This window comes from Streptomyces sp. NPDC030183 (assembly GCF_055573455.1).
Genome location: NZ_JBVIBK010000017.1, coordinates 117,332 through 137,762 on the forward strand (window position 1 = coordinate 117,332; position 20,431 = coordinate 137,762).

Here is a 20,431-nt window from a genome sequence, read left to right on the forward strand (position 1 = left end):
AGTGAGGCCATGGCTGACGAAGAGACGACCCGCGTCCCGACCATCGATCTGACCCCCTGGTTCGACGGGGACGAGCGGGACCGGGCCCGTATCGCGCGGACCGTCGACGAGGCGCTCCAGACCGCCGGGTTCCTCCTGGTGACCGGGCACGGGGTGGACCCGGCGCTTCGGACGCGTGTCCGGGAGGCGGCGCGGGCCTTCTTCGCGCTGCCCCCGGAACGCAAGAGGGTGTACGAGGTGAAGGTCGGCGGGCGGGGGTGGCTGGGGCCGGGCGCCGAGGCGAACGGCTACGCGGAGGGGACCGAGACCCCGCCGGACCTGAAGGAGTCGCTGACGTTCGCGACGCACGAGCCGTTCGAGGACCCGGTGGTCAACGCGGAGTGGTACCAGCCGAACGTCTGGCCGGCGGAGGTGCCGGAGCTGCGGCCGCTCTGCGAGGAGTACCTGGCGCGGATGGGCGAACTGGAGCGGCAGCTGCTGACCCTGCTCGGCGACGCGCTCGGCCTCGAACGGGACTTCTTCGCCCGGCACATGAGCCACCCGACCTACGGTTTCAACATCAACTGGTACCCGGGCCGGGACGTCCTGGGCGACCCCGCTCCCGGCCAGTTCCGGATCGGCCCGCACACCGACTTCGGCACGGTCACGATCCTCGACCGGCAGGCCGGCAAGGGCGGGCTCCAGGTGTACACGGACGAGGGCGGCTGGGAGGACGCGCCGTACGACCCGGCGGCCTTCACCATCAACATCGGTGATCTGATGGCCCGTTGGACCGGCGACCGGTGGCGCTCCGGACGGCACCGCGTGCTGCCGCCGCCGGCCGACGAGCCCGCCGAGGAACTGATGTCGCTGGTCTACTTCGGCGAGTGCACACCGGGCACGGTCGTCGAGTCGGTGCCCGCCCCGGTCGGCCGGGTCGCGTACCCGCCGGTCGACTCGCACGTCTACCTGCGGGAGAAGCTCGACGCGATCACCGTGGGCTGACGCCTCAGCCCACCGCCTTCTTGACGAGGGCACTGATGACCTGTTCGTCGGCCGGGGTCAGCTCCTTCAGGGCGTAGGCGGTCGGCCACATCGTGCCGTCGTCGAGTGCCGCCTGGTCGCTGAAGCCGAGCGTGGCGTACCGCGTCTTGAACTTCTCCGCGCTCTGGAAGTGGCAGACGACCTTGCCGTCCCTGGCGTACGCGGGCATCCCGTACCAGAGCTTCGGCGCGAGTTCCGGAGCGGCGGCCTTGACGATCGCGTGGATCCGCTCGGCGAGGCCCCGGTCCGCCTCGGGCATCTCGGCGATCTTCGCGAGCACGTCCCGTTCCGCCGCCGCCTCCTTCTCCGCCCGGGACGTACCGCGCCGCGCCGCCGCCTTCTTCTGCTCCTGCGCGTGCTCCTTCATCGCGGCCCGCTCCTCGGCGGTGAATCCGCTGTACTTCTCGTCGGTGGTCGTGCCGGGGTTCTCGGAGGACGACTTCGTGGAGGGCATGGCGGGTTTCCTCTCGTGCGGGGTGGGACAGGCCGGCGTGCGGGGCGGGGAGTCAGGAAGGACGGCGCGGGGGCGGACTACGCGGCGGTCTCCCAGGCGAAGCCGTCCGGGTCGGTGAAGGCGTCGGCGGTGCCGCCGAGGACGACGCGGTGCGAGCCGGCGCCATCGGCGGGGACGCCGAGGTCCTTGGCCAGGCCGCGGCGCTTGTACAGCGCCAGCTTGACGGGGCTGGACCCGCCGGAGGCGAACTCGGCGTACTTGCCGCCGAAGCTCTTGGACACCGTCAGGCCCCGGTCGACGTAGAACTGCCTGGTGGCCTTCACGTCCTCGACGCCGAGCAGGAGGACGACCTCGTCGATCTCTCGGGTGGCCGGGCCGGTGTCCTTCTTCGCCGAGGTGGCGATCTTCCAGATCGTCCCGTCCGGGGCCTGGACGACGCCGCCGTAGCCCCACAGCGACTTCGCGGCAGGCTTCAGCACCGTGGCGCCCGCGTCCACGGCGGCGGCGACGAAGCCGTCGACGGTGGCCGGCCCGGACACCGTGAGCGCCACGGTGAAGCCGCGGAATCCGGTGGAGGGCGCCTCGGACGCCCGCAGGCGTACGTACGCGTCCACCCCGAAGGCGGAGTAGAAGCGGCGGGCGGCGTCGAGGTCGGCGACCTCGAGGGTGAGGGAGGCGAGGGACGTGCGGGCTGCGGTGGAAGCGGTGGTTGCCATGACCACCACGCTAGGGGCCGGGCGGTGGCCGTGGCTTCTCGATTCCTGACCGGTCCTGCCGAGAGAGCGGGCGTTTGACACAAGGCGCGGGCAGGGCCATCTTGTATCCACCACTTGGTACAAGATGATCCGGGGGGATCTCCACATGCTCGACAGCGCCCCGCTCCCCTACCGGCTGCTCGAACACGCCGATCATGTCGCCCGCTGGTCGGGGCTGGCCGTCGGCGTGGTCGTGGCGCAGGCGGTCTCGACGCTGGGAGACGGAGACGTGGAGTTCGAGCAGCGCGTGGTGTTCTGCATCACGGCCTTCGGCCTGTGCGCGGTGGCCGGCGTCCTGCTCGCCGACGCCCTGACCCTGCGCCCGCAGGAGGCGGTACGGACCGCGAGCCTCGCCCCGCGCCTGGTCAGAGACCATGTGCCACCGCGCATGGGCCCCCTGATCGCCCTCCAGGGGGTCTCGTTGGTGGCCCTGCTGGTGATCACCGCCGCCACCGCCTCCGTCGATCCCGACCGCGCCCTCAGCACGGGGAAGGTCGTCCACATCACCTGCAACGGGATGCGCGCGAACCTCGGCCCGTGGCCCGGCCTCTACTACAGCCTCCCCATGTTCGGCGCGCTCGCCATAGCCACCCCCACCTGCGCCTGGGCGCTGCGCCGCATCGCTCATGGGCCGGGCGGGGACCAGCAGCGCCGCGACCGCGCGTGGGCGGTGACCGGGGCGTGGGGCCTGCTGGTGTCGAGCCAGCAGCTGTACGCCGTGCTGATGATCTCCGTCGCGCTGACCGAGACGGGCTGCGCCGGGGTGGTGGGCGCGCTCACGTTCTGGGTGTTCTACCCGCTGGCCCTGCTGAACCTGTTCACCCTCGTCTGGTCCCTGGTCACCGTGGTGGCCCCGAGGGCGGTCGAGGACGAACGGCCCTTCGACGACAGGGCGGGACGCGACGGCGGTACGGCCCTCGACGACGAGGTCGCCCTGGACGCCGGACCCGCCGCCGAAGGGGCGCTCCGCCGATGACCGACCCCGCCGTCCGCGTCGACACCACCAGCCAGGTGCCGCCGTACGAGCAGATCCGCGCCCAGCTGGCCGCGCTGATCCGCACCGGCCGGCTGACCGAGGGCGAGCGGCTGCCGACCGTACGCCAGCTCGCCACCGACCTCGGCCTCGCACCCGGCACGGTCGCCCGCGCCTACCGCGAGCTGGAGGCCGCCGCGCTGATCCGCACCCGCCGGGGCGCGGGCACCCGGGTCGCCGCACTCCCCGCCGGACCGCGCACCCACGACGCCGACCACCTCACCACGCTGGCCCGGGACTTCACGTCGGCCGCGCGGGCGCTGGGCGCGGAGACGGAGGACATCCTGACCGCCGTACGCGAAGCGCTGGCATGACGGCACGTCAGGAGGTCGTCCCCTCGTGGGGCACGTCCTCCTGCGCCTCGAACACCGCGTAGTCGCCGAAGGTACGGCGGTAGCGCAGATGCCCGGTCTCCTGCGTGTGCCCGCGCAGCCACTCCTCCACGTCCGCCGGGCCGCTCCGCACACCCGACGCCGCGCCGCACTCCGTCTCGTCGCCCGACACGCACCGCGCCTCGTACTCCGGCTCCGCCGTCGGGTCCTGCGCGATGACGTAGGGCACGTACCGGAAGACCCGTCGGGTACGGGCGGCTCCGCCGTGGTCGCGCCGCTGATGGTGCCGGAGCATGACGTTCGCGTCCGTCTCCGCGCTCCCGTCGTACCGGGCCCGGGCCTCGTCCCGCCGTGCCGCCAGCTCCGCGCACGCCGCGCAACCGGGGACCGGAACGGGTGGGCGGCCCGGCTCGCCCTCGTCACTGCGACGCACCCTCACACCCTCCTCTTCGTACGCCGGTTCGCCGCGCGTACCTGCGCGCCGATCCGCTCCGCCTGCGTCGCCGGCCGCAAGGCCGCCGGGTCCGCCTCCCACTCCCGGCCGCCGCCGACCGGTCGCAACAGCGCGTACGGGCCGACCTTGTCCCGGTACTCGCCGACCCGCCGCGTCATCGGGTCGTAGACAAGCTGTCCCTCTGGTTCCACGTGCACTCCACAGCCCTGCCAGTAACTCTGGGTGTACACAGCGTCGCCGAGGGGAACGGTGGCAATCAACGCGGGACGTGTGGCACTGGGCCTTTGCCACGCTGGAGCACGAGGGGGACGCGGGTGACGAGGCGGAACGCGGACGGGGCGGGCGGCGCTGGGAGCGCGGCGCTGTTCGGCGAGGTGCTCCGGCACTACCGCGAGGCGGCGCTGCTGACGCAGGAGGCGCTGGCGAGGGAGATCCCGTGCGACCGGTCGCAGGTGGCGAAGATCGAGGCGGGCACGAGGGTCCCGAGCGACCAGTTCGCGAAGCGGTGCGATGAAGTGCTGGACGCGGGTGGGGTGTTGACCCGGATGTGGGGCAAGATCGACTGGTATCCCGCCGTCCAGCATCCGGATTGGTTCGAGCGCCGGGTGGAGATGGAGGCGGTGGCGGTCGGGTTGCGGGAGTACCAGGAGCAGGTGATTCCGGGCCTGTTGCAGACACCGGGTTACGCCCGCGCGCTCTTCTCCCGGACTTGGACCGGGGATGAGGTCGAGGAGCGCGTCCGGGCGCGCATGAGCCGACAACCGCGCTTCCTGGCCGACGACGGCCCGCTGTACGTTGCGGTTCTGGATGAGAGTTGCCTCCGGCACGGGGTGGGGAGCCCGGAGATCATGCGCGATCAGTGCGCGCACCTGCTGAACGTGGGGCAGCGCCCCAATATCCGTATCCAAGTGGCCCCCGCCGACCATTTCGGAGTCGTCCGCCCCAGACAGTCCATGTCGCTGATCGAGCTGCCCGATGAGCGCTGGGTCTACTCGGAGTCGCTGGACCGGAGCCACTTCAACAACGAGCCGACGACTTACGCTCGTTATAGCCAGACCTATGATGTGCTCAGGGCCGACATCCCGTCAGCCCGCGATTCCGCCGCTCTGATCAGCGACGTGATGGAGGGGTACGAGCGTCATGGACGGCTACGAGCTGAGCGCGGCGATCTGGATCAAGAGCAGCTACAGCGGCAACGACGGCGGCGACTGCCTGGAAATGGCTACCTGGATCAAGAGCAGCCACAGCGGCGACAACGGCGGCAACTGCATCGAAATCGCCCCCGGTATCCCCGACCTCGTCCCCGTCCGCGACAGCAAGAACCCTGACGGACCCGTGCTGATCATCAACCGGTCCGCCTGGCAGCACTTCGTGGACGCCGTTCCGACATTCTCGTAATACGAACGAACAATCTGCGCCCGAGTCCGAAACAACTCCCCCTCGCGCCACAGCTGTTGATACCCACAGCTTCTATGACCCACGCGAAGGAAGAGCCGTTCGTGGTGCTGGCCGATGCCCGGGGCCCGGGCAAGAGCACGGCGCTGCGGGAGCTGCGGGACGCGTACGCGGGGCGTACCCCCGTCGCGTTGATGGACGGCGAGGAGACACGGTTCGAGCGGCCTCCGCCGGGCCGCCCGGCGGAGTCGTGGTCGCCCGTCTACGAGGCGCTGTCGACGATCGCGGAGCAGCTCGCCGCACCGGTGGCCGGGGCGGGGCGCGTCGCGTTCCCCCGGCTGGCGTGCGGTCTGCTCGCCGTCGCGGCCGGTGGATGGAGCGACCGTGAGGTGCCGAGGCTGCGGGAGGAGGCCGAGCGGGCACTGCTGCTGAGCGGCACGGGCGGTGGTGTGCTGGGGAGACCGGCGGGCCGGTGGACGGGCAAGGTGGTCGCACGGCTGGTGTCGTCCGTGTCGGGGACGGGGCCGGTGGTGGAGGCGATCGTCGAGGCGGCGTTGGAGGCGTTCACCGAGGGGGTGTCGTCGTCGTACCGGCGGTTGCGGAGAGGGGCGGTCTGGTACCGGGACTATCCGTACGCGGCGGGCAGTCCGAAGCTGGGGCTGGTCCTGTTGTCCCGGCACTTCCGGGCGGGCGGGGACGCGCGGGCCCACGCCGAGCGGCATCTCGTACGGGCGTTGCTGGCGGACCTGGGGGACGCGGGGACCGGGGGCGGGCGGCCGGTGATCCTCATAGACAACGTGCAGGAGACGGCGGGGCTGAGGGTGATGGAGTCGGTGCTGCGGGACCGGGCGGCCGGGATAGCCGACCGGGCGGTGTTCTATGCGGGATTGCGGGGCCGGGACCACCCGGCGCTGCGGCACGCGACGCGAACGAACGACTGGGTGCCGGGGCGGGCGCCGTCGTCGCGGGCGCTGCTGGTGTCGCTGCCGCAGTGAGGCCGCCGGGCGCGTAGGGCGTGCACCGACTCACTGGACGTCTCGAAGCGTGTGGGGCGGCCGCATCCAGTCGTCGTGGAGACCGGATGGTGCGGCGCCCCGCACGGACGAAGGCGTACGCCGGGTGAAGTCCCGGGCGGCACGGGTGAGGTGTGCCTGATCGGAAAAGCCCGGGGTCTTATGCCTGAACCCGGCCGCGAGTCTGCTGTTCGTCGAGGACGCCGCCGTCACGAATCCACCGCACGACCTCGGGGTCGGAATTGACGGCAACCATGGGCGCGATGTCTTCCTCGCGCCAGCGGCGCAGGATCAAACGGGGAGTCCCAAGCGTGACCATCCCACCATCCTGGAACACATGAGGGAGGTCGCTCACTCCGTACCTCATTCAACTGTGCCAAGTTGAACGGCATTCGCCTGCATCCCGGATGCAGGCACGCAACCGAAGGCGCACGATGGAGTGGTCGGCAGCCCGTTCCCGGAGGGGAGTGTGTGGCAGTGGCCGGCCGGCGCGGAGCCGTCCGAGGTCTCGCGCCGCGCCAACCGCTCTCGCGGCCGGCCGTTGCCGCCCGGGACGTTCACTCGGCCACGTGCCGACTCCCGGTTCCTCTCGGAGGCATTGAAATGCCCGTTCTCTTCTTCGACATAGGAGCGACCCTGGCGGATGCGCGGGAGGAGGCGGACGGTTCGCTGACGTTGCTGCCCCGGCCCCGCGTCCTTGCCGTGCTCGACGCCTTCCTCGACGTACGCAAGGGCGTCATCTCCAATCCGGGTTCGAGTGAAGGCGCCGCGGAGCGGGCCGCGTCGGCTCTGCGGGAGGCGTTCCCCGGCCGGTTCACCGACGACGCGCTCATCCATTGGGGCCCCAAGAACAGCCGGGAGATCTTCGAGGAAGCGGTCGTCGGCACGGCGGGCGAGGGGAACCCGTCCTCCGCGTCCGGCGAGTGCGTCTTCGTGGGCGAGGACAACCAGGAGCGCGCGTTCGCCCGGCAGGCCGGGCTGCGTACGGCGGCCCACCCCGTGTTCACCGCCGCCGCTCTGGAGAACCGTCCCGTCTTCTGGGCGCGGATCGGGTTGCCCGAGGACCGGGGCCTGCCCGCACTGGAGATGGTCGCGAACCGGACCGAGGTCGTTCCCGTGCATATCGCCTCCGTGCGGCTCGTACTGGCCATGGCGAGCATGCGCGGCGCTGCGGCGCTCGAACAGGCGGGGTTCACGGTCGACCTGCGGGGGCCGGTGGAGGACACGGCGGCCTTCCTGATCCGCGACGACCGCCCTCTCACCCCCGCCCAGGGCTTCGCGGACGCCTCGGACAGGGCGACGACGCGCGCCACGTCCGCTTTCGGCGCCGTAGCCGGCGAACTCGCCGGCGTCACGGCCCCACCGCTCCTCCCGCTGGGCCCCGCGCCGGGCGGCGTCTACGTCGCCGCACCCGTCGGCGCCCCGATCGAGGACGTCCACCCGCCGGGCGCGAAGCCCGGCCACACCGAGCGACTGCTTCCGGACCCGGCGCTCCTCTCCCGCCCCGGCGAGGCATGGGCACAAGAACTCGCCGCAGGCCCTGCGGAAGGCGTGGAAGGCGCTACGGAAGTTCCTGCGGCGCCGGGGCCGGCTGTGTCGGCGGCCGGCGACGGCCGCCCCTCCCCGGAGACGATCGCCGCGGTACGGGCGGCCGTGACCCCCGGGGTACTGCGCGGCCATGTCGCGCGCCTCTCCGGTGTCGAACCGCTCGGAGACGGCGAGGCGCCGCTGGTGTGCAGCCGTGACGCGTCCGCCGCGGACAACCCCCGAGTTGTCGAGGCGTGCGCGGATCGCTTCCAGAACCTCGGCCTGGACGTACGACTGCACCAGTTCCGGTGGCGTGGACGCCGGTTGTTCAACGTGGAGGCCGAGCACCGTGTGGCGGGTGCCAACTCCACGGTCCTCGTCACCGCGCATCTGGACTCCACTGCCTCGAGCGGTGAATTCGTCGACGAGAACGGCGCCCCGCGCCCCTACGACCCCACTGTGGACCCCGCACCGGGCGCCGACGACGACGGCAGCGGGACTGCCGCCGTCCTGGCTGCGGCCGAGTGCCTGCACCACGTGCTGGCGGAGGGCAGGACGCCGACCCGGAACGTGCGCTTCGTGCTCTTCAACGCCGAGGAACAGGGCTTGGTCGGCAGCAAGTTCTACGCCCGGGCCGCCGCCGCGGCCGACGACCGCATCACCGGTGTCTTCCAGATGGACATGATCGCGGGGCGTCAGCAGGGCAGGACACCCACCGTCGAGATCCACGCTGGTTCCTCAGTGCCGGGTCCGGTCGCCGGCGCGTCCGACACGCTGGGCGCCCTCGTCGCGGACACCATCCCCGCCATCGACCCGGCGGTGACGGTCCAACACCTCACGGGCCCCTCCGACCCGGCGATCGGACGGAGCGACCACGCCAGCTTCCACGAGCGGGGGTGGGCGGCCATAGCCGTCTCCGAAGACATCTTCGCTCCGGACGGCGGGCCCGGTACGGGCACCCGGCAGTATCACACGCCCGGAGACACCCTCCTCGACCAGGATCACAGCCCGGAGTTCGCGGCCACGGTCGCCCGCTCCGTCATAGCGACCGCCCTCACCCTCGCGGGCCTGTGAACCACAGAAGCGCCGAAGAGACCACAAGGGAGCCAAGCCGAAGAGCGCACCAGAGCCGAAGAGCGCACCAGAGCCGAAGAGCACAGACAGCCGACGCCGGGCCCCGCGCCCGTGGCAGGAGCACGTCATGACACAGCTGATCGACAAGCGGGATCTGCAGTACGACCGGCTCGCCCGGGTCCGGGGCGCCGAGGCGTTCCTCGCCGAGACCGACCGTGTGGCGGAGTCGGTGCAGCACACCCTCATAGCCGACGACAGCAAGGTCAACCGCTTCACCGGGCACCTGACCGAGCTACGGGTGGAGGGCGCACCGGTCGGCCTCGCCGAACGGGCGGGCGCCGAGGCAGCCGACGGCGACTACATCGTCCGCGCCAAGGAGTACCTTTCCTCGGTCTCGCGGGCGATCGGCTTCGCCGCCGGAGAGCCCGCCGAGTTCGAGGCCGATCCGAAGGTGACGTCCACGAGCGGCGGCATGCGCGTGGTCAGCCTCCAGCAGACACTCAACGGCATCGACGTGTGGGGCATGGCACCCAAGGTGTGGCTGAGCGAGGACGGCACGGTCGACAGGGTCGTCGGCGACACGGCGAGCGTGCCGGGCAACGTGCCCACGATGCCCACGGTGCCGGTCGAGACGGCTCTGGCCGCCGGCGCCGCGAAGGCCGCCGAACCGGTCACGATCGACGGCCTCTTCGGCACCGACGAACTTCCGGCTCTGGACATCTCGGAAGGCTTCCGCCGACTGAGTTCCCAGGCGCGCAACGACCAGCCGATGACGTTCGACAAAGGTGCCTTCGACGAGGCGGTCCCCGCGCGGCTCGTGTACTTCTACATGGGCGACGACGTCCGTCTCGCCTGGTCGTTCAGGTTCTCTCGCGCGAACGGTGCCGTGCAGTACCACGCGCTCGTGGAGGCCGACGACAAGACGAGGGACACGGCGGCACCCCAGGTCCTGTACCTCCAGGACCTGACCGATCACGTCGTCGGAGGACTGGTGGTCCGGCAGAACCCGGCCAGGACGGAGCCCGCCCTGGCCTCCTTCCCGCTGCCGCTGACCGACTATCCGGTCGAACGCCCGGCGACGCCGTTGCCCGGGTTCCCCGGGCCCTGGGTCACCCAGCAGAACGGGCACGTGGCGACCGTCGGGAACAACGTGCAAGCCGTCCACGCGGACACCGGCGACACCTTCCAGGTCGATGTCGACGCGGCGGGCAACGCGCTGTTCGCCCCGAAGCCCGGCACGCCGGAACAACTCGTCACGAACATCTTCTTCCTGTGCAACGAACTGCACGACCTCCTCATGATGCTCGGCTTCACCGAGGAGCACGGCAACTTCCAGACCGTCAACTTCTCGGGCCTCGGCGTGGGAGCCGACCCCGTCGTGGCCCGCGCCCATCCTGGGCCGGTCTTCGGCACAGCCAACATGCTCACGCGCGCCGACGGTTCGGCAGCGGAGATGAACATGGGTCTGGTCGCCGGAACCCATAGGCACACGGCCATGGACGCGGCAGTCGTCCGCCACGAGTACACGCACGGTCTGACCAACCGGCTGGTCGGCGGTCTGCACGATGCCGACGGCCTGCGCGAGGACCAGTCCCGGGCGATGGGGGAGGGCTGGTCGGACTACTTCGCACTCACCATCCCCAACTTCTTCCGGGAGCGGGAACATACCGTCGTCGGAGACTGGGTGGTCGACGACCCGGGCGGCATCCGCCAGCGGCCGTACGACGACGACTACCCCGGTGACTTCGGGGACGTCGGGCATGCCACGGGCGGGCTGGACTACACGAGGATCCACAACGTCGGCGAGATCTGGTGCGCCGCGCTCATGGAGATGACGCGCCGGATCAGCGCGGTGCTCGACAGCAGGGAGCGCGGCTACCGGGTCGCCTGGCAGGCCGTCGTCGACGGGCTGAAACTCACCCCGAAGAACCCGTCGTTCCTTACCGCGCGTGGCGCTGTCCTGCGGGCTCTGAAGGGCCTCGAGGGCAGGGCGTTCACCGAGGCCGAGTACCCCGAGGTGCGCAAGGCGGCCTGGGGATCCTTCGCCCGCTACGGCATGGGCTTCGACGCCTTCTGCCCCAACGCGTCCTTCATCGGCTGCCGGGCCGGTATCCAGCTGCCCCCGGCCGGGCACGAGGACTGAAGCGGTCGGCCGTACGACGAGGACAGAGGCGATTCAGCTGTCCCGCTCCACCATGTAGTACGGCAGGTCGAGCAGGAACTGCTTGTCCTCGGAGTCGGGGCTGTCGTCGAACGCCTTGAGCGCCTCCATGTGCGCCTCGTCGGCGAGGGCCCTCGCCCTCGCCCGTACGGTCTCGACGCAGCCCGACGCGAGCAGTTCGTCGCGTACCCACTGCACCTCGTCCTCGGTGCGGGCGGCACGCGTCCTGCCCAGGAAGCGCTCCATCCGCGCCCGCTGCGCGGCGTTACAGCGGCGCATGTATTCGATGAGGACGAGCGTGCGCTTGCCCTCCCGGAGATCCCCTGAGATCTCCTTGCCGTACTGCGAGTAGTGACCGGTCAGGTTGAGCAGGTCGTCCTGGATCTGGAACGCGGCACCGAGATAGCAGCCGTAGCGGTCGAATCGGACCGTCGCCCGGTGCTTGCCCTCGGCCACGAGGGCGCCGACGCGACAAGGGTGGATACACGTGTACCAGGACGACTTCTTCATGCACATCCGGTAGTAGTCCTCGTCGACCAGGTCGCAGGCGTTGTTCCGGATCCAGCCGACCTCGATCGCCTGCCCCTCCAGCGAATGGCGCATCATCAGGGCGGATTCCTGGAGAATCGCCCACGCGAGGTTGGGCCCGAGAGCCCACCGGTTGGCCATCAGGTGCTGCAGCGCCAGCAGATTGGTCGCGCTGCCGACGTTGACCGCGACCCCGAGGCCGTACTCGGCGGGCAGCGTCGGCGACCCGCGGCGCATCTCGCTGCCGTCCTGCACGTCGTCGAGGATGAGGAACGCGTTGTGGGTGAGCTCGATGGCGACCGCCGAGTCGATCGCCTTCTCGATGTCGCCACCGAGCGCCCGGCACACCGCCAGGCACAGCGCCGGGCGCAGCCCCTTGCCGGATCGGCTGGGGTAGTCGCGTACGAGGCTGTAGAGCTCGTCCTGCGTCGAGTCCGGAATGTCCGACAGCAGCCGTGCGATCGTGAGGTCGCGGTAGCGCGCGAGAACGGACTCCACGGCTGAGGGGCCGAGGCCCACGCCCGGTTCAGCGGTCATGGAGCGACCCTCTCAGGCGCTGGGCTGCGGTGGTTCGCCACCGGCATCCGGTGTGGCGTCCGACGCCGGCGTGGCACCCGCGGGTGGCGGCGTGGTGAAGCCCAGATTCGCCAAGGTCTTGGCGGTCGCCGGCGCGTTCTCGATGAGGTTCATCGTGGTGTCGACCACGTCGTGCGCGTCGGTGGCCATCCGCGACACCAGGGACTGGACCTCATTGGTCTTGAGTTCGGTGAACATCTCGGCGGCCATCGCGATGAGGTCGTGCACGTCCTTGCGGACCCGGCTGCTCAAGAGCTGGAACTCGTTGGGGTCCACCTTCTTCGTCGCCGCGTACTTCTTCTGCATGGTCGTGGCGCGACCCGAGCCGTCGGTCAGCTCCTGCTGAAGAATCGTGGCCGCCTGTTTGACCACCTGAGAAACCGCGCGAGACAGCTGAAGGCGCTCCGGATCGACTCGATTGAGGTGCTCGTCGGGCATGCGCTCTCCCCACACAGAGAAATGTCCTAGTTATGGCGATATGCGCGATCGTAACGGACACCGTCGGTGAGCCCTTCCGGCGAACCGCCGCGATTTTCCGCTGGGCAGGGCCCGGTGGCGATCGCCATACGACGAGAGCCGCCACTACGGCGAGAGCCGCCACTCCGTGACTGGCCTGCCCGAACCGGTACCGCTCCTGGCCGGACACGGCCCAGGGCCGCGGGCCCCTGCTTCGACTGCCTCACGGCCGCTCCCCCGCCCGGTCCACCACCCCCCGCTTCAGGATCGCCTCCGACGACACCAGGTCCCCCACCCGCAGCGACTCGCAGTCCTCGTCCAGCGCGTCGAAGTTGACCGAGTTGAACGCCAGGAACGCCGATGTCCGCTCGTCGAAGAGCAGTTCGTGGCGGGACCGGCCCTGCCCGAAGTCGGGGAAACGGCCCGCGATCCCGACGGACACCCCCGTACGGCCCACCGTGTCCCGCGCCCCCTCGTACACGGTCAGCCCGGGGATCCGGGCGAGCGCCCGGTACAGCGCGGCCTCCGCCTTCGGGGGCAGCAACAGCCCGGCCAGCAGCGTGGCGCCCTTCTCGAACGCGGCCCGGTCGGCGCGCCCGTCCCCGGCCTTCGGCTGCTCGCCGGCCTTCGCCCCGTACAGATACCGGTACATGCCCTCGACCCCGGTGGGAAGCTCGTCCTCCGCCTCCCGGTACGAGCCGACGAATCCCTTCATGCGCGGCACCACGGCGAGGCGCCGCTTGACCAGCTCCCCGTCCTCCTCCTCCCATGACAGACCGGCGTGCTTCCCGTCGACCGACCTCCAGAACTCCCGGGTCCCGAATGGATGCCCCTCCAGGGTCCGCGCGCACTCGGACCCCATCAGCCTGTCGTCCGCCTTCCAGTGGTAGTCCTCCCGCTTGGTGTAGACGAACCGGTCGTCCTCGATCGCGGGTGGCCTGCGCTTCCCGACGGCCTCGGCGGCCCGCTCCAGCACCTCGGCGGCGCTCCGGTCGCTGCGGGTGCCGCCCCACCGGCCGTCGTCCTCGAGCACACTGGGCGCCGAGGGCCCGGTGACGTGCTGGGTCACCGCGGAGCCGACGACCACGGCGACGGTCAGGGCGGCGGCGACCGCGGGCGCGGCGAAGGCGGGCCGCCGCCAGAGCGGCCGTACGGCCACCGGACGCGAGGTGTCCGCGCTCTCGGTACGGTTCTCGATCTCCCGCATCAGATGCTCCCTCAGGACGCTGTGGCGGCCCGGGGGAAGCTCCCGCTCCACGGCGGACGGGACGTCCGGGGAAGCCGCCGCGTCCGGCGGGGACGGGATGCCGCGGGGGGACGGGTTCTCGTTCACTGGTTCCCCTCCTGGATGGGCCCGGCCACGGGTGCGTGGCCGCCTTGTGTCTGTCCGCGTCGGGCGGCGGGTTCCCCGGTGAGCGCCGCGGCGAGCTTGGCGCGGGCACGGGAGAGGCGGGAGCGGACGGTGCCCACGGGCACGCCGAGCACCTCCGCCGCGGCGGCGTAGTCGAGGCCGCCCCAGGCGCAGAGGGCGAGCACCTCGCGTTCGGGCCGCCGCAGCCGGTCCACCGCCGTGCGTACGGCGCGCAGATACGCCGTGTCGTCGAGCTTCCCGGCCACGTCGTCGGCGAAGTCCCGCACGGACTCGGGCCTCGGCAGCCGGGCCACGGCGGCGGCGTGCCGCCGGGCGGTGCGGCGGCTGTTGCGGGTCACGTTGGTGGCGATGCCGAGCAGCCACGGGCGCGGCGAACCGCCCTCCGGGTCCAGCCGGTCCCGCAGCCGCCACGCCTCCAGAAAGGTCAGCGACACGATGTCCTCGGCCGTGGACCAGTCCCCCGTCAGCCGGAAGGCGTGGTTGTACACGGAACGCGCGTACGCGTCGAAGACCTCGCCGAAGGCTCCCGCGTCCCCGTCCCTGATCCGGGCGCGCAGCGCGCTCCGGTCCCCCTGATTCGTCTCCACGTCCTCCCCCTGTCCACACGCCGAAGGCCGGTTCCCGTGACCCACGTCACACGGGAACCGGCCTTCGGTGGAGGGATGTCGTCCGGGTCAGACGCCCGCGTAGGAGTGCTTGCCGCTGACGAAGATGTTGACGCCGTAGTAGTTGAACAGCCAGCAGGCGAAGGCGACGAGCGCGATGTACGCGGCCTTGCGGCCCTTCCAGCCGGCGGTGGCGCGGGCGTGCAGGTAGCCGGCGTAGGCGACCCAGGTGATGAACGACCAGGTCTCCTTGGGGTCCCAGCCCCAGTAGCGGCCCCACGCGTCGCCCGCCCAGATGGCGCCCGCGATGATCGTGAACGTCCACAGCGGGAAGACGGCGGCGTTGACGCGGTAGGAGAACTTGTCGAGGGACGCCGAGGCCGGCAGCCGCTCCATGACGGAGGTCGCGAACCGGCCCGGCCGGCCGCCGCTCGCCAGCTTGCTCTCGTACGAGTCCTTGAACAGGTACAGGATCGTGCCGACCGCGCCCACGTAGAAGACGGCACCGCAGAAGATCGCGGTGGAGACGTGGATGTACAGCCAGTACGAGTGGAGGGCGGGAACCAACTGGTCGCTGGCGGTGTACAAGACAGTGACGGCGAGACCGAGATCGAGGAGGACCGTGGTGATCAGCGGAAGGCCCAGCCAGCGCACGTTCTTCTTCAGCACGAGCAGCGCGAGGTACACCCCGACGGCCACGGTGGAGAAGGTGATGTTGAACTCGTACATGTTGCCCCACGGCGCCCGCTGCACCGACAGCGCCCGCGCGAGCACACCGGCGGCCTCGACGGCCCACGCCAGCACCGTGAGGGACACGGCGATACGGCCGTAGAGGTCGCCCTGCTCGTCCCCGCCGTGGGCGCCGGGCCCGTCCGGCACGTCCCGCGCGCCGGCAGCCGCCCGTACGACCACCTTCGGCCGTTCCAGCACGGAGGTGCCCCCGGCCGACTTCACGGTCACCGAGGGCGCGGCCGCCTTCTTCGCCCCCTCGGCCCCTTCGCCCTGGGCGGTGAGCGCGGCGGCCGTGCGGCCCACCTTGCTGCGGCTGCCGAAGAGCCATTCGGCGATGTACGCGAAGAAGGCCAGCGTGTACACGGCCATCGCGGAGTAGATCAGCGTGTTGCTGATGTTCGCGAGATTCTCGTTGGTCGCGGCGGCGAGAGTCACTTCTCAGCCCCTTCGGCAGTGACGACTGGGGGTTCGGAGTCGGGGTCGGGATCCGGGTGGGTGTCCGGCGCGGTGGGGGCCTCGTCGTGGATCAGCGCGGCCAGGTCGCCGAGTTCCTCCGGCACCTTCGCGGACTCGCTGCGGCCGAGGCCCGCCATCTCGACCACGGTCACCCCGTCGGGCCCGGCGACCGCGCGGACCCACACCCGGCGGCGCTGGATGAACAGGGACCCGGCGAGACCGAGGATCGCGGCGATCGCGCCCGCGAGGGCCCAGCCGCTGCCGGGCTGCTGGGTCACCTGGAAGCCGGCCCACTCCTTGACCCCGTCGAACGTGATGGTGCCGGCCCCGTTCGGCAGGGTCATGGACTCGCCGATCTCCAGGTTCTCCCGCACCTGCGCGCCCTTGGCGTCCCGGAACGCCTTCAGCTTCGACTTGTCGAGCTGGTACACGCTCTGCGGGAGGCCCGCGTTGACCCTCAGGTCACCGTGGTACGGCGTCAGGTTCAGCCGCGGGTTCAGCAGCGCGGGGAACTGCGACACCACCGCCGAGTCCTTGCCGCCGTACGTCGGGAGGAAGAACGCCTGGATACCGAGCTGGTCCCACTTGCCCTTGCCGTCGCGGTAGCCGTCCATCACCTTGATGGCGCCGGTGGAGGTGACGTTGGAGTCCAGCGGCAGCAGCGGCACCGCGTCCTCGTAGACGACCTTCCCCCGACCGTCCTTGATGGTGATGACGGGCGCGTAGCCGTGGCTGACGAGATAGACCTTGGAGTCGTCGATCTCCAGCGGCTTGTTGACCTCGATCCGGGTGGTCTTCTCCTTGCCGTCCGCGCCGACGGCGTAGTCGACGGTCGCCTCGTAGACGCGCGGGGTGCCCTTGTTCGGTCCGGTGGCCTCGTAGGTGCCGCGGAAGTTCGTCAGGTCGAAGCTGAAGGGGTTGAGGTCGTCGGCGGAGAAGAGGTTGCCGGACTTGAAGTCGTCGTACTGCGGCAGGACGTTGGAGAAGCCGTCGCCCTCGACGATCAGCTTGTTGCCCTCGGACTTGTAGAGCTGGCCCCAGGCGAAGGCGATGAGCATCACGATCAGGGCCAGGTGGAAGGCGAGGTTGCCGGCCTCCCGGAGGTAGCCCTTCTCGGCGGCGACCGCGTCCCCGGCGGCATGCGCGCGGAACCGGCGCCGCTTCAGCACCTTCAGCGCGACCTCGCGGACCTGCTCCGGGGTGGCCTCCGTGCGCCAGGTCGCGTACGCGGGCATGCGCGTCAGCCGCTTCGGCGCGCCCGGTGGGCGGCCGCGGAGCTGGCCGACGAACTGCCAGGTGCGGGGCACGATGCAGCCGATGAGCGAGATGAACAGCAGGATGTAGATCGCGGAGAACCACACCGAGCTGTAGACGTGGAACAGTCCGAGCTTCTCGTAGACCGGCCCCAGCGTGTCGTGCCGCTTCATGAAGTCGGCGACCCGGGTCTCGTCCTGCCCGCTCTGCGGGATCAGCGAGCCGGGGATCGCCGCGAGCGACAGCAGGAACAGCAGCAGCAGCGCGACCCGCATGGAGGTCAGCTGGCGCCAGAACCAGCGCGCCCAGCCGATCACCCCGAGCTGGGGCACGTTGAGGGCGTCCTCCTGCGGGGCGGTGGACAGCCGCGAGCCGACGACGTCGAGTTCGCTGTCGTCGCGCTTGCCGGAGTCGGTCGTCGTCATTGGCTCAGATCCCAGGGGTGAAGCCGGTGGACCAGACCTGCATCTCCTGCACGATGCGGTCCCAGGCGCCGGTCAGCATCAGCACTCCGATGGTGATCATCATGCCGCCGCCGATGCGCAGCACCCACGCGTAGTGCCGCTTGACCCAGGCGAAGGCACCGAGCGCCTTGCGGAAGGCCACCGCGGCGAGCACGAAGGGCAGGCCCAGCCCCAGACAGTACGCCACCATCAGCAGGGCGCCGCGCACGGCGCTGCCCTCCTGCATCGCGAGGACGTTCACGGCGGCGAGGGTCGGGCCGATGCAGGGGACCCAGCCTATGCCGAAGAGCGCGCCGAGCACGGGGGCGCCCACGAGCCCGGTGGCCGGCTTGGTGTGGAAGCGGAACTCGCGCTGGGTGAGCCAGGGCATGAGCCCCATGAAGAAGAGCCCCATGAAGATCATGAACCCGCCGAGCACCTTGGTCAGCACCTGCTGGTGCTCCAGCAGCGTCGTGCCGAAGTACCCGAACAGGGCCCCGCTGGAGACGAACACCGCGGTGAACCCGAGCACGAACAGCCCGGCGCCCGCCGCCATCCGCCCCTTGCGGGCGTCCGCGAGGTCGGTGCCGCCGACGCCGGTGACGTACGACAGATAGCCGGGGACCAGGGGCAGGACACAGGGCGAGAAGAAGGAGACGAGACCGCCGAGCAGGGCGACGGGCAGCGCGAGCAGCAGCGCCCCGCTGGAGACGGTGTCGGTGAGACCGGAAGCGTTGGTGGTGACGGCGGTGTTCAGCACGGTCGCGGTCGTCGTTCCCGGCACGTCACTTCTCCGCGAGAATCGGCTTGATCATCTTGCGCAGCAGTTCCTCGGTGAGCGGCGTCTGGGCCCGCGCCGCGAGCTTGCCCTCCCGGTCGACGACGATCGTCGAGGGGATCAGCTGCGGGTTGAGCGTGCCCTTCTCGAACCGCAGCAGCAGCTTGCCCGTGGGGTCGTACAGGCTCGGGTAGGTGACCTTGAACTCTTCCTCGAACGCCTGCGCGGGACGGGTGCTGGTGTCGCGGGTGTTGATGCCGACGAACTGCACGCCCTGACCGGCGAGGTCCTTGGAGACCTTGACGAAGTTGTCCGCCTCCGCGCGGCACGGCGGGCACCACGAGCCCCAGACGTTCAGGACGACGATCTTGCCCTTGTAGGCGGAGGTCACGTCGAGTTCGCCGCCGTCGATGGTCTTGCCGGCGAGCTTGGGGGCGGAGGCCCGCTCCCCCTTCTTCACGGTCGCGATGCCGTCGGAGCCGGCCACGAAGCCGGTACCGCCGCCACCGCCCTCGATGCCTCCGCCCGAGCAGGCGGACAGCACCAGCGCCAGGGCGGTGGCCCCGGCGGAGAGCAAAGCGGCACGGCTGCGGCTCGTACGGACACTCATGTGAAAAGTTTCGCATGCCCGTTTCGTCGACCGGCGGCGGGGTTCGAGCAGCCCGCCCGACCCTGCTTCTGCCGAGGTCAGGCGACAGATCCCGCCTTCAGGAACTCCTTCCAGCCCCCCGCCGGCTCCTGCCCCACCCCGAGGGTCCGGAGCTTGGCGAGGACCTCCGGCTTCTGGACGTCCATCCAGTCGACGAACTGCCGGAAGGAGACGATCCGGATCTCCCCGTCCTTGGCCTTCTCCTTGGCCCGGGCGATGTGCTTCAGGGCACCCTCGACGGCGTCCATGTAGACCCCGCCGTTCCACTCCTCGAAGTGGTTGCCTATGAACAGCGGCGCCCGGTTCGTCTCGAACGCCCGCTGGAATCCGGCCACGTACGCGCCGGTGGCCTGGGTGCGGTAGGCCGGGTAGTTGACGGGCGGAGCCTGGGTGGAGTTCTGGGACTGGTTGTACATGATGTTGTAGTCCATCGACAGGACCTCGAAGCCGCGGCCCGGGAACGGCACGGACTGCAACGGCAGGTCCCAGATGCCCTGCTTCTTGTGGGGCCAGACCTGGAGACCGCCGGGCGAGGAGGAGTCGTAGCGCCAGCCCAGCTCGCGCGCGGTGGGCAGCAGGTTCTGCTGGCCGAGCAGGCACGGGGTGCGCCCGCCGACCAGCTCCTTGTCGTAGTCGAAGGGCAGCGGGTCGAGGTCGGTCCAGCCGCTGTTCGTCTTCCACTCCTTCACGAACGACTTGGCCTGCTCGATCTCGCTGCGCCACTGCTTGGGCGTCCACTTGGCGACCGAGCCGAAGCCGTCGCCGCAGAAGTGGCCGTTGAAATGGGTACCTATCTCGTGGCCGTCGAGCCAGGCGGTGCGCAGGTGCCCCAGCGTCGACTTGATGTGCTCGTCGGTGAGGTAGCCGATGTCGGAGGCGCCGGGGGCGTTGTTCGGCGGGAGGTACTTGCGCTTCTTCGACTCGGGCAGCAGGTAGATCCCGGAGAGGAAGAACGTCATGTGGGCGTCGTGGTCCCGGCCCGCCTTGAGGAACCGCTCGAACAGGCCGTTCCCGACGTCACCGGCCCCGTCCCAGGAGAACACCACGAACTGCGGCGGGGTCTCACCCGGCTCCAACGGCCGCGGCTTCTCCGGCTGGTGGGGCTGCTTGCCGGTACGGGCGGTGGAACCGTCCCCGATCGGCGTCACCTTCTTCTTCGGCTTCCCCTTGCCCTTGCCGCCGCCCCCGGAGCCCCCGGAACCGCCGGCCTCGGTCGGCGTGCCCCCGAACCCCGTGCCACAGCCGGTCAGCCCCAGCCCGGCGGCGGCCCCCGCCCCGAGCCCGAGCACTCCCCTGCGCGATATTTGGCGCATTGCGTCCCCCTTGTTCAGGTCACGCCCCTCTTGACGTGAAGCACACCG

The 20,431-nt window shown here is 70.6% G+C and carries 21 protein-coding genes and 1 pseudogene; 8 read left to right on the plus strand and 14 right to left on the minus strand.

Going from position 1 to position 20,431, the window contains the following annotated elements; genetic code table 11:
• The first annotated feature begins 9 nt into the window (after positions 1-9).
• Positions 10-984: an isopenicillin N synthase family dioxygenase gene (locus tag ACZ4Z2_RS21575; protein WP_468078242.1), complete on the plus strand. Its 975-nt coding sequence runs from the start codon at positions 10-12 to the stop codon at positions 982-984.
• 4 nt (positions 985-988) lie between these two features.
• On the opposite strand, the gene ACZ4Z2_RS21580 is transcribed toward ACZ4Z2_RS21575, so the two are convergent.
• Both ACZ4Z2_RS21580 and ACZ4Z2_RS21585 read right to left on the minus strand, forming a co-directional pair.
• A complete protein-coding gene (locus tag ACZ4Z2_RS21580; protein WP_468078243.1) occupies positions 989-1,477 on the minus strand; it encodes an iron chaperone in 489 nt (162 codons plus the stop codon).
• 77 nt (positions 1,478-1,554) lie between these two features.
• Positions 1,555-2,193, minus strand: coding sequence for a glyoxalase (locus ACZ4Z2_RS21585; RefSeq protein WP_468078244.1), 639 nt, complete (start codon positions 2,191-2,193; stop codon positions 1,555-1,557).
• A gap of 145 nt (positions 2,194-2,338) precedes the next feature.
• Here ACZ4Z2_RS21585 and ACZ4Z2_RS21590 point away from each other — a divergent pair, with 145 nt between their 5' ends.
• Both ACZ4Z2_RS21590 and ACZ4Z2_RS21595 read left to right on the plus strand, forming a co-directional pair.
• Entirely contained in the window at positions 2,339-3,208 is an 870-nt protein-coding gene (locus tag ACZ4Z2_RS21590; protein WP_468078245.1) for a hypothetical protein, read from the plus strand.
• Positions 3,205-3,579 carry a GntR family transcriptional regulator gene (locus ACZ4Z2_RS21595; protein ID WP_468078246.1) on the plus strand — a complete coding sequence of 125 codons (375 nt, stop codon included), beginning with the start codon at positions 3,205-3,207 and terminating at the stop codon, positions 3,577-3,579. The genes ACZ4Z2_RS21590 and ACZ4Z2_RS21595 overlap by 4 nt, the downstream gene beginning before the upstream one ends.
• Positions 3,580-3,586: 7 nt before the next feature.
• On the opposite strand, the gene ACZ4Z2_RS21600 is transcribed toward ACZ4Z2_RS21595, so the two are convergent.
• Both ACZ4Z2_RS21600 and ACZ4Z2_RS21605 read right to left on the minus strand, forming a co-directional pair.
• On the minus strand, positions 3,587-4,030 hold the full coding sequence (locus ACZ4Z2_RS21600; RefSeq protein ID WP_468078247.1) for a DUF7848 domain-containing protein: 444 nt from the start codon (positions 4,028-4,030) through the stop codon (positions 3,587-3,589).
• Between the two features lie 2 nt (positions 4,031-4,032).
• Positions 4,033-4,242 (minus strand): hypothetical protein, encoded by a 210-nt coding sequence (locus ACZ4Z2_RS21605; protein ID WP_055540979.1) that lies wholly within the window; start codon positions 4,240-4,242, stop codon positions 4,033-4,035.
• Positions 4,243-4,425: 183 nt separating this feature from the next.
• Here ACZ4Z2_RS21605 and ACZ4Z2_RS21610 point away from each other — a divergent pair.
• The 3 genes and pseudogenes from ACZ4Z2_RS21610 to ACZ4Z2_RS21620 all read left to right on the plus strand — a co-directional run.
• A pseudogene (locus ACZ4Z2_RS21610) lies at positions 4,426-5,106 on the plus strand (helix-turn-helix domain-containing protein); the annotation flags it as partial.
• A gap of 85 nt (positions 5,107-5,191) precedes the next feature.
• A complete protein-coding gene (locus tag ACZ4Z2_RS21615; RefSeq protein WP_468078248.1) occupies positions 5,192-5,449 on the plus strand; it encodes a DUF397 domain-containing protein in 258 nt (85 codons plus the stop codon).
• A gap of 74 nt (positions 5,450-5,523) precedes the next feature.
• Positions 5,524-6,441 (plus strand): hypothetical protein, encoded by a 918-nt coding sequence (locus ACZ4Z2_RS21620; protein WP_468078249.1) that lies wholly within the window; start codon positions 5,524-5,526, stop codon positions 6,439-6,441.
• A 178-nt stretch (positions 6,442-6,619) separates the two neighbouring features.
• Here the strand turns inward: ACZ4Z2_RS21620 and ACZ4Z2_RS21625 are convergent, their stop codons facing one another.
• Positions 6,620-6,814: a GNAT family N-acetyltransferase gene (locus ACZ4Z2_RS21625; RefSeq protein ID WP_468078250.1), complete on the minus strand. Its 195-nt coding sequence runs from the start codon at positions 6,812-6,814 to the stop codon at positions 6,620-6,622.
• 248 nt (positions 6,815-7,062) lie between these two features.
• Between ACZ4Z2_RS21625 and ACZ4Z2_RS21630 the strand changes: the two genes are divergently transcribed.
• Together ACZ4Z2_RS21630 and ACZ4Z2_RS21635 are read left to right on the plus strand one after the other, a co-directional pair.
• Complete coding sequence (locus ACZ4Z2_RS21630) at positions 7,063-9,060, plus strand: M20/M25/M40 family metallo-hydrolase (protein WP_468078251.1); 1,998 nt, start codon at positions 7,063-7,065, stop codon at positions 9,058-9,060.
• Between the two features lie 127 nt (positions 9,061-9,187).
• A complete protein-coding gene (locus ACZ4Z2_RS21635) occupies positions 9,188-11,203 on the plus strand; it encodes a M36 family metallopeptidase (RefSeq protein WP_468078252.1) in 2,016 nt (671 codons plus the stop codon).
• 33 nt (positions 11,204-11,236) lie between these two features.
• On the opposite strand, the gene ACZ4Z2_RS21640 is transcribed toward ACZ4Z2_RS21635, so the two are convergent.
• The 9 genes from ACZ4Z2_RS21640 to ACZ4Z2_RS21680 all read right to left on the minus strand — a co-directional run bounded on the left by ACZ4Z2_RS21640 (position 11,237) and on the right by ACZ4Z2_RS21680 (position 20,383).
• Positions 11,237-12,286 (minus strand): polyprenyl synthetase family protein, encoded by a 1,050-nt coding sequence (locus ACZ4Z2_RS21640; protein WP_468078253.1) that lies wholly within the window; start codon positions 12,284-12,286, stop codon positions 11,237-11,239.
• Between the two features lie 12 nt (positions 12,287-12,298).
• Positions 12,299-12,763 carry a hypothetical protein gene (locus ACZ4Z2_RS21645; protein ID WP_468078254.1) on the minus strand — a complete coding sequence of 155 codons (465 nt, stop codon included), beginning with the start codon at positions 12,761-12,763 and terminating at the stop codon, positions 12,299-12,301.
• 241 nt (positions 12,764-13,004) lie between these two features.
• Positions 13,005-14,114: a CU044_5270 family protein gene (locus ACZ4Z2_RS21650; RefSeq protein WP_468078255.1), complete on the minus strand. Its 1,110-nt coding sequence runs from the start codon at positions 14,112-14,114 to the stop codon at positions 13,005-13,007.
• A complete protein-coding gene (locus ACZ4Z2_RS21655) occupies positions 14,111-14,740 on the minus strand; it encodes an RNA polymerase sigma factor (RefSeq protein ID WP_468078256.1) in 630 nt (209 codons plus the stop codon). The genes ACZ4Z2_RS21650 and ACZ4Z2_RS21655 overlap by 4 nt, the downstream gene beginning before the upstream one ends.
• An 87-nt stretch (positions 14,741-14,827) precedes the next feature.
• The gene (gene ccsB / locus ACZ4Z2_RS21660) at positions 14,828-15,925 is read right to left on the minus strand and encodes a c-type cytochrome biogenesis protein CcsB (protein WP_468078257.1); all 1,098 of its coding nucleotides are present in this window, start codon (positions 15,923-15,925) and stop codon (positions 14,828-14,830) included.
• Positions 15,922-17,625: a cytochrome c biogenesis protein ResB gene (gene resB, locus ACZ4Z2_RS21665; RefSeq protein ID WP_468078258.1), complete on the minus strand. Its 1,704-nt coding sequence runs from the start codon at positions 17,623-17,625 to the stop codon at positions 15,922-15,924. Before resB ends, ccsB begins: the two co-directional genes overlap by 4 nt.
• Positions 17,626-17,629: 4 nt before the next feature.
• On the minus strand, positions 17,630-18,400 hold the full coding sequence (locus tag ACZ4Z2_RS21670) for a cytochrome c biogenesis CcdA family protein (protein ID WP_257234684.1): 771 nt from the start codon (positions 18,398-18,400) through the stop codon (positions 17,630-17,632).
• 28 nt (positions 18,401-18,428) lie between these two features.
• Entirely contained in the window at positions 18,429-19,031 is a 603-nt protein-coding gene (locus ACZ4Z2_RS21675) for a TlpA family protein disulfide reductase (RefSeq protein ID WP_468078259.1), read from the minus strand.
• 77 nt (positions 19,032-19,108) lie between these two features.
• Positions 19,109-20,383, minus strand: coding sequence for a polysaccharide deacetylase family protein (locus ACZ4Z2_RS21680; protein ID WP_468078260.1), 1,275 nt, complete (start codon positions 20,381-20,383; stop codon positions 19,109-19,111).
• Positions 20,384-20,431 lie beyond the last annotated feature (48 nt).

Coding starts and splice junctions, on each gene's coding strand:
- ACZ4Z2_RS21575 (WP_468078242.1), top strand. CDS start 10: ATGGCTGACGAAGAGACGACCCGCGTCCCGACCATCGATCTGACCCCC.
- ACZ4Z2_RS21580 (WP_468078243.1), bottom strand. CDS start 1,477: ATGCCCTCCACGAAGTCGTCCTCCGAGAACCCCGGCACGACCACCGAC.
- ACZ4Z2_RS21585 (WP_468078244.1), bottom strand. CDS start 2,193: ATGGCAACCACCGCTTCCACCGCAGCCCGCACGTCCCTCGCCTCCCTC.
- ACZ4Z2_RS21590 (WP_468078245.1), top strand. CDS start 2,339: ATGCTCGACAGCGCCCCGCTCCCCTACCGGCTGCTCGAACACGCCGAT.
- ACZ4Z2_RS21595 (WP_468078246.1), top strand. CDS start 3,205: ATGACCGACCCCGCCGTCCGCGTCGACACCACCAGCCAGGTGCCGCCG.
- ACZ4Z2_RS21615 (WP_468078248.1), top strand. CDS start 5,192: ATGGACGGCTACGAGCTGAGCGCGGCGATCTGGATCAAGAGCAGCTAC.
- ACZ4Z2_RS21620 (WP_468078249.1), top strand. CDS start 5,524: ATGACCCACGCGAAGGAAGAGCCGTTCGTGGTGCTGGCCGATGCCCGG.
- ACZ4Z2_RS21630 (WP_468078251.1), top strand. CDS start 7,063: ATGCCCGTTCTCTTCTTCGACATAGGAGCGACCCTGGCGGATGCGCGG.
- ACZ4Z2_RS21635 (WP_468078252.1), top strand. CDS start 9,188: ATGACACAGCTGATCGACAAGCGGGATCTGCAGTACGACCGGCTCGCC.
- ACZ4Z2_RS21640 (WP_468078253.1), bottom strand. CDS start 12,286: ATGACCGCTGAACCGGGCGTGGGCCTCGGCCCCTCAGCCGTGGAGTCC.
- ACZ4Z2_RS21645 (WP_468078254.1), bottom strand. CDS start 12,763: ATGCCCGACGAGCACCTCAATCGAGTCGATCCGGAGCGCCTTCAGCTG.
- resB (WP_468078258.1), bottom strand. CDS start 17,625: ATGACGACGACCGACTCCGGCAAGCGCGACGACAGCGAACTCGACGTC.
- ACZ4Z2_RS21675 (WP_468078259.1), bottom strand. CDS start 19,031: ATGAGTGTCCGTACGAGCCGCAGCCGTGCCGCTTTGCTCTCCGCCGGG.
- ACZ4Z2_RS21680 (WP_468078260.1), bottom strand. CDS start 20,383: ATGCGCCAAATATCGCGCAGGGGAGTGCTCGGGCTCGGGGCGGGGGCC.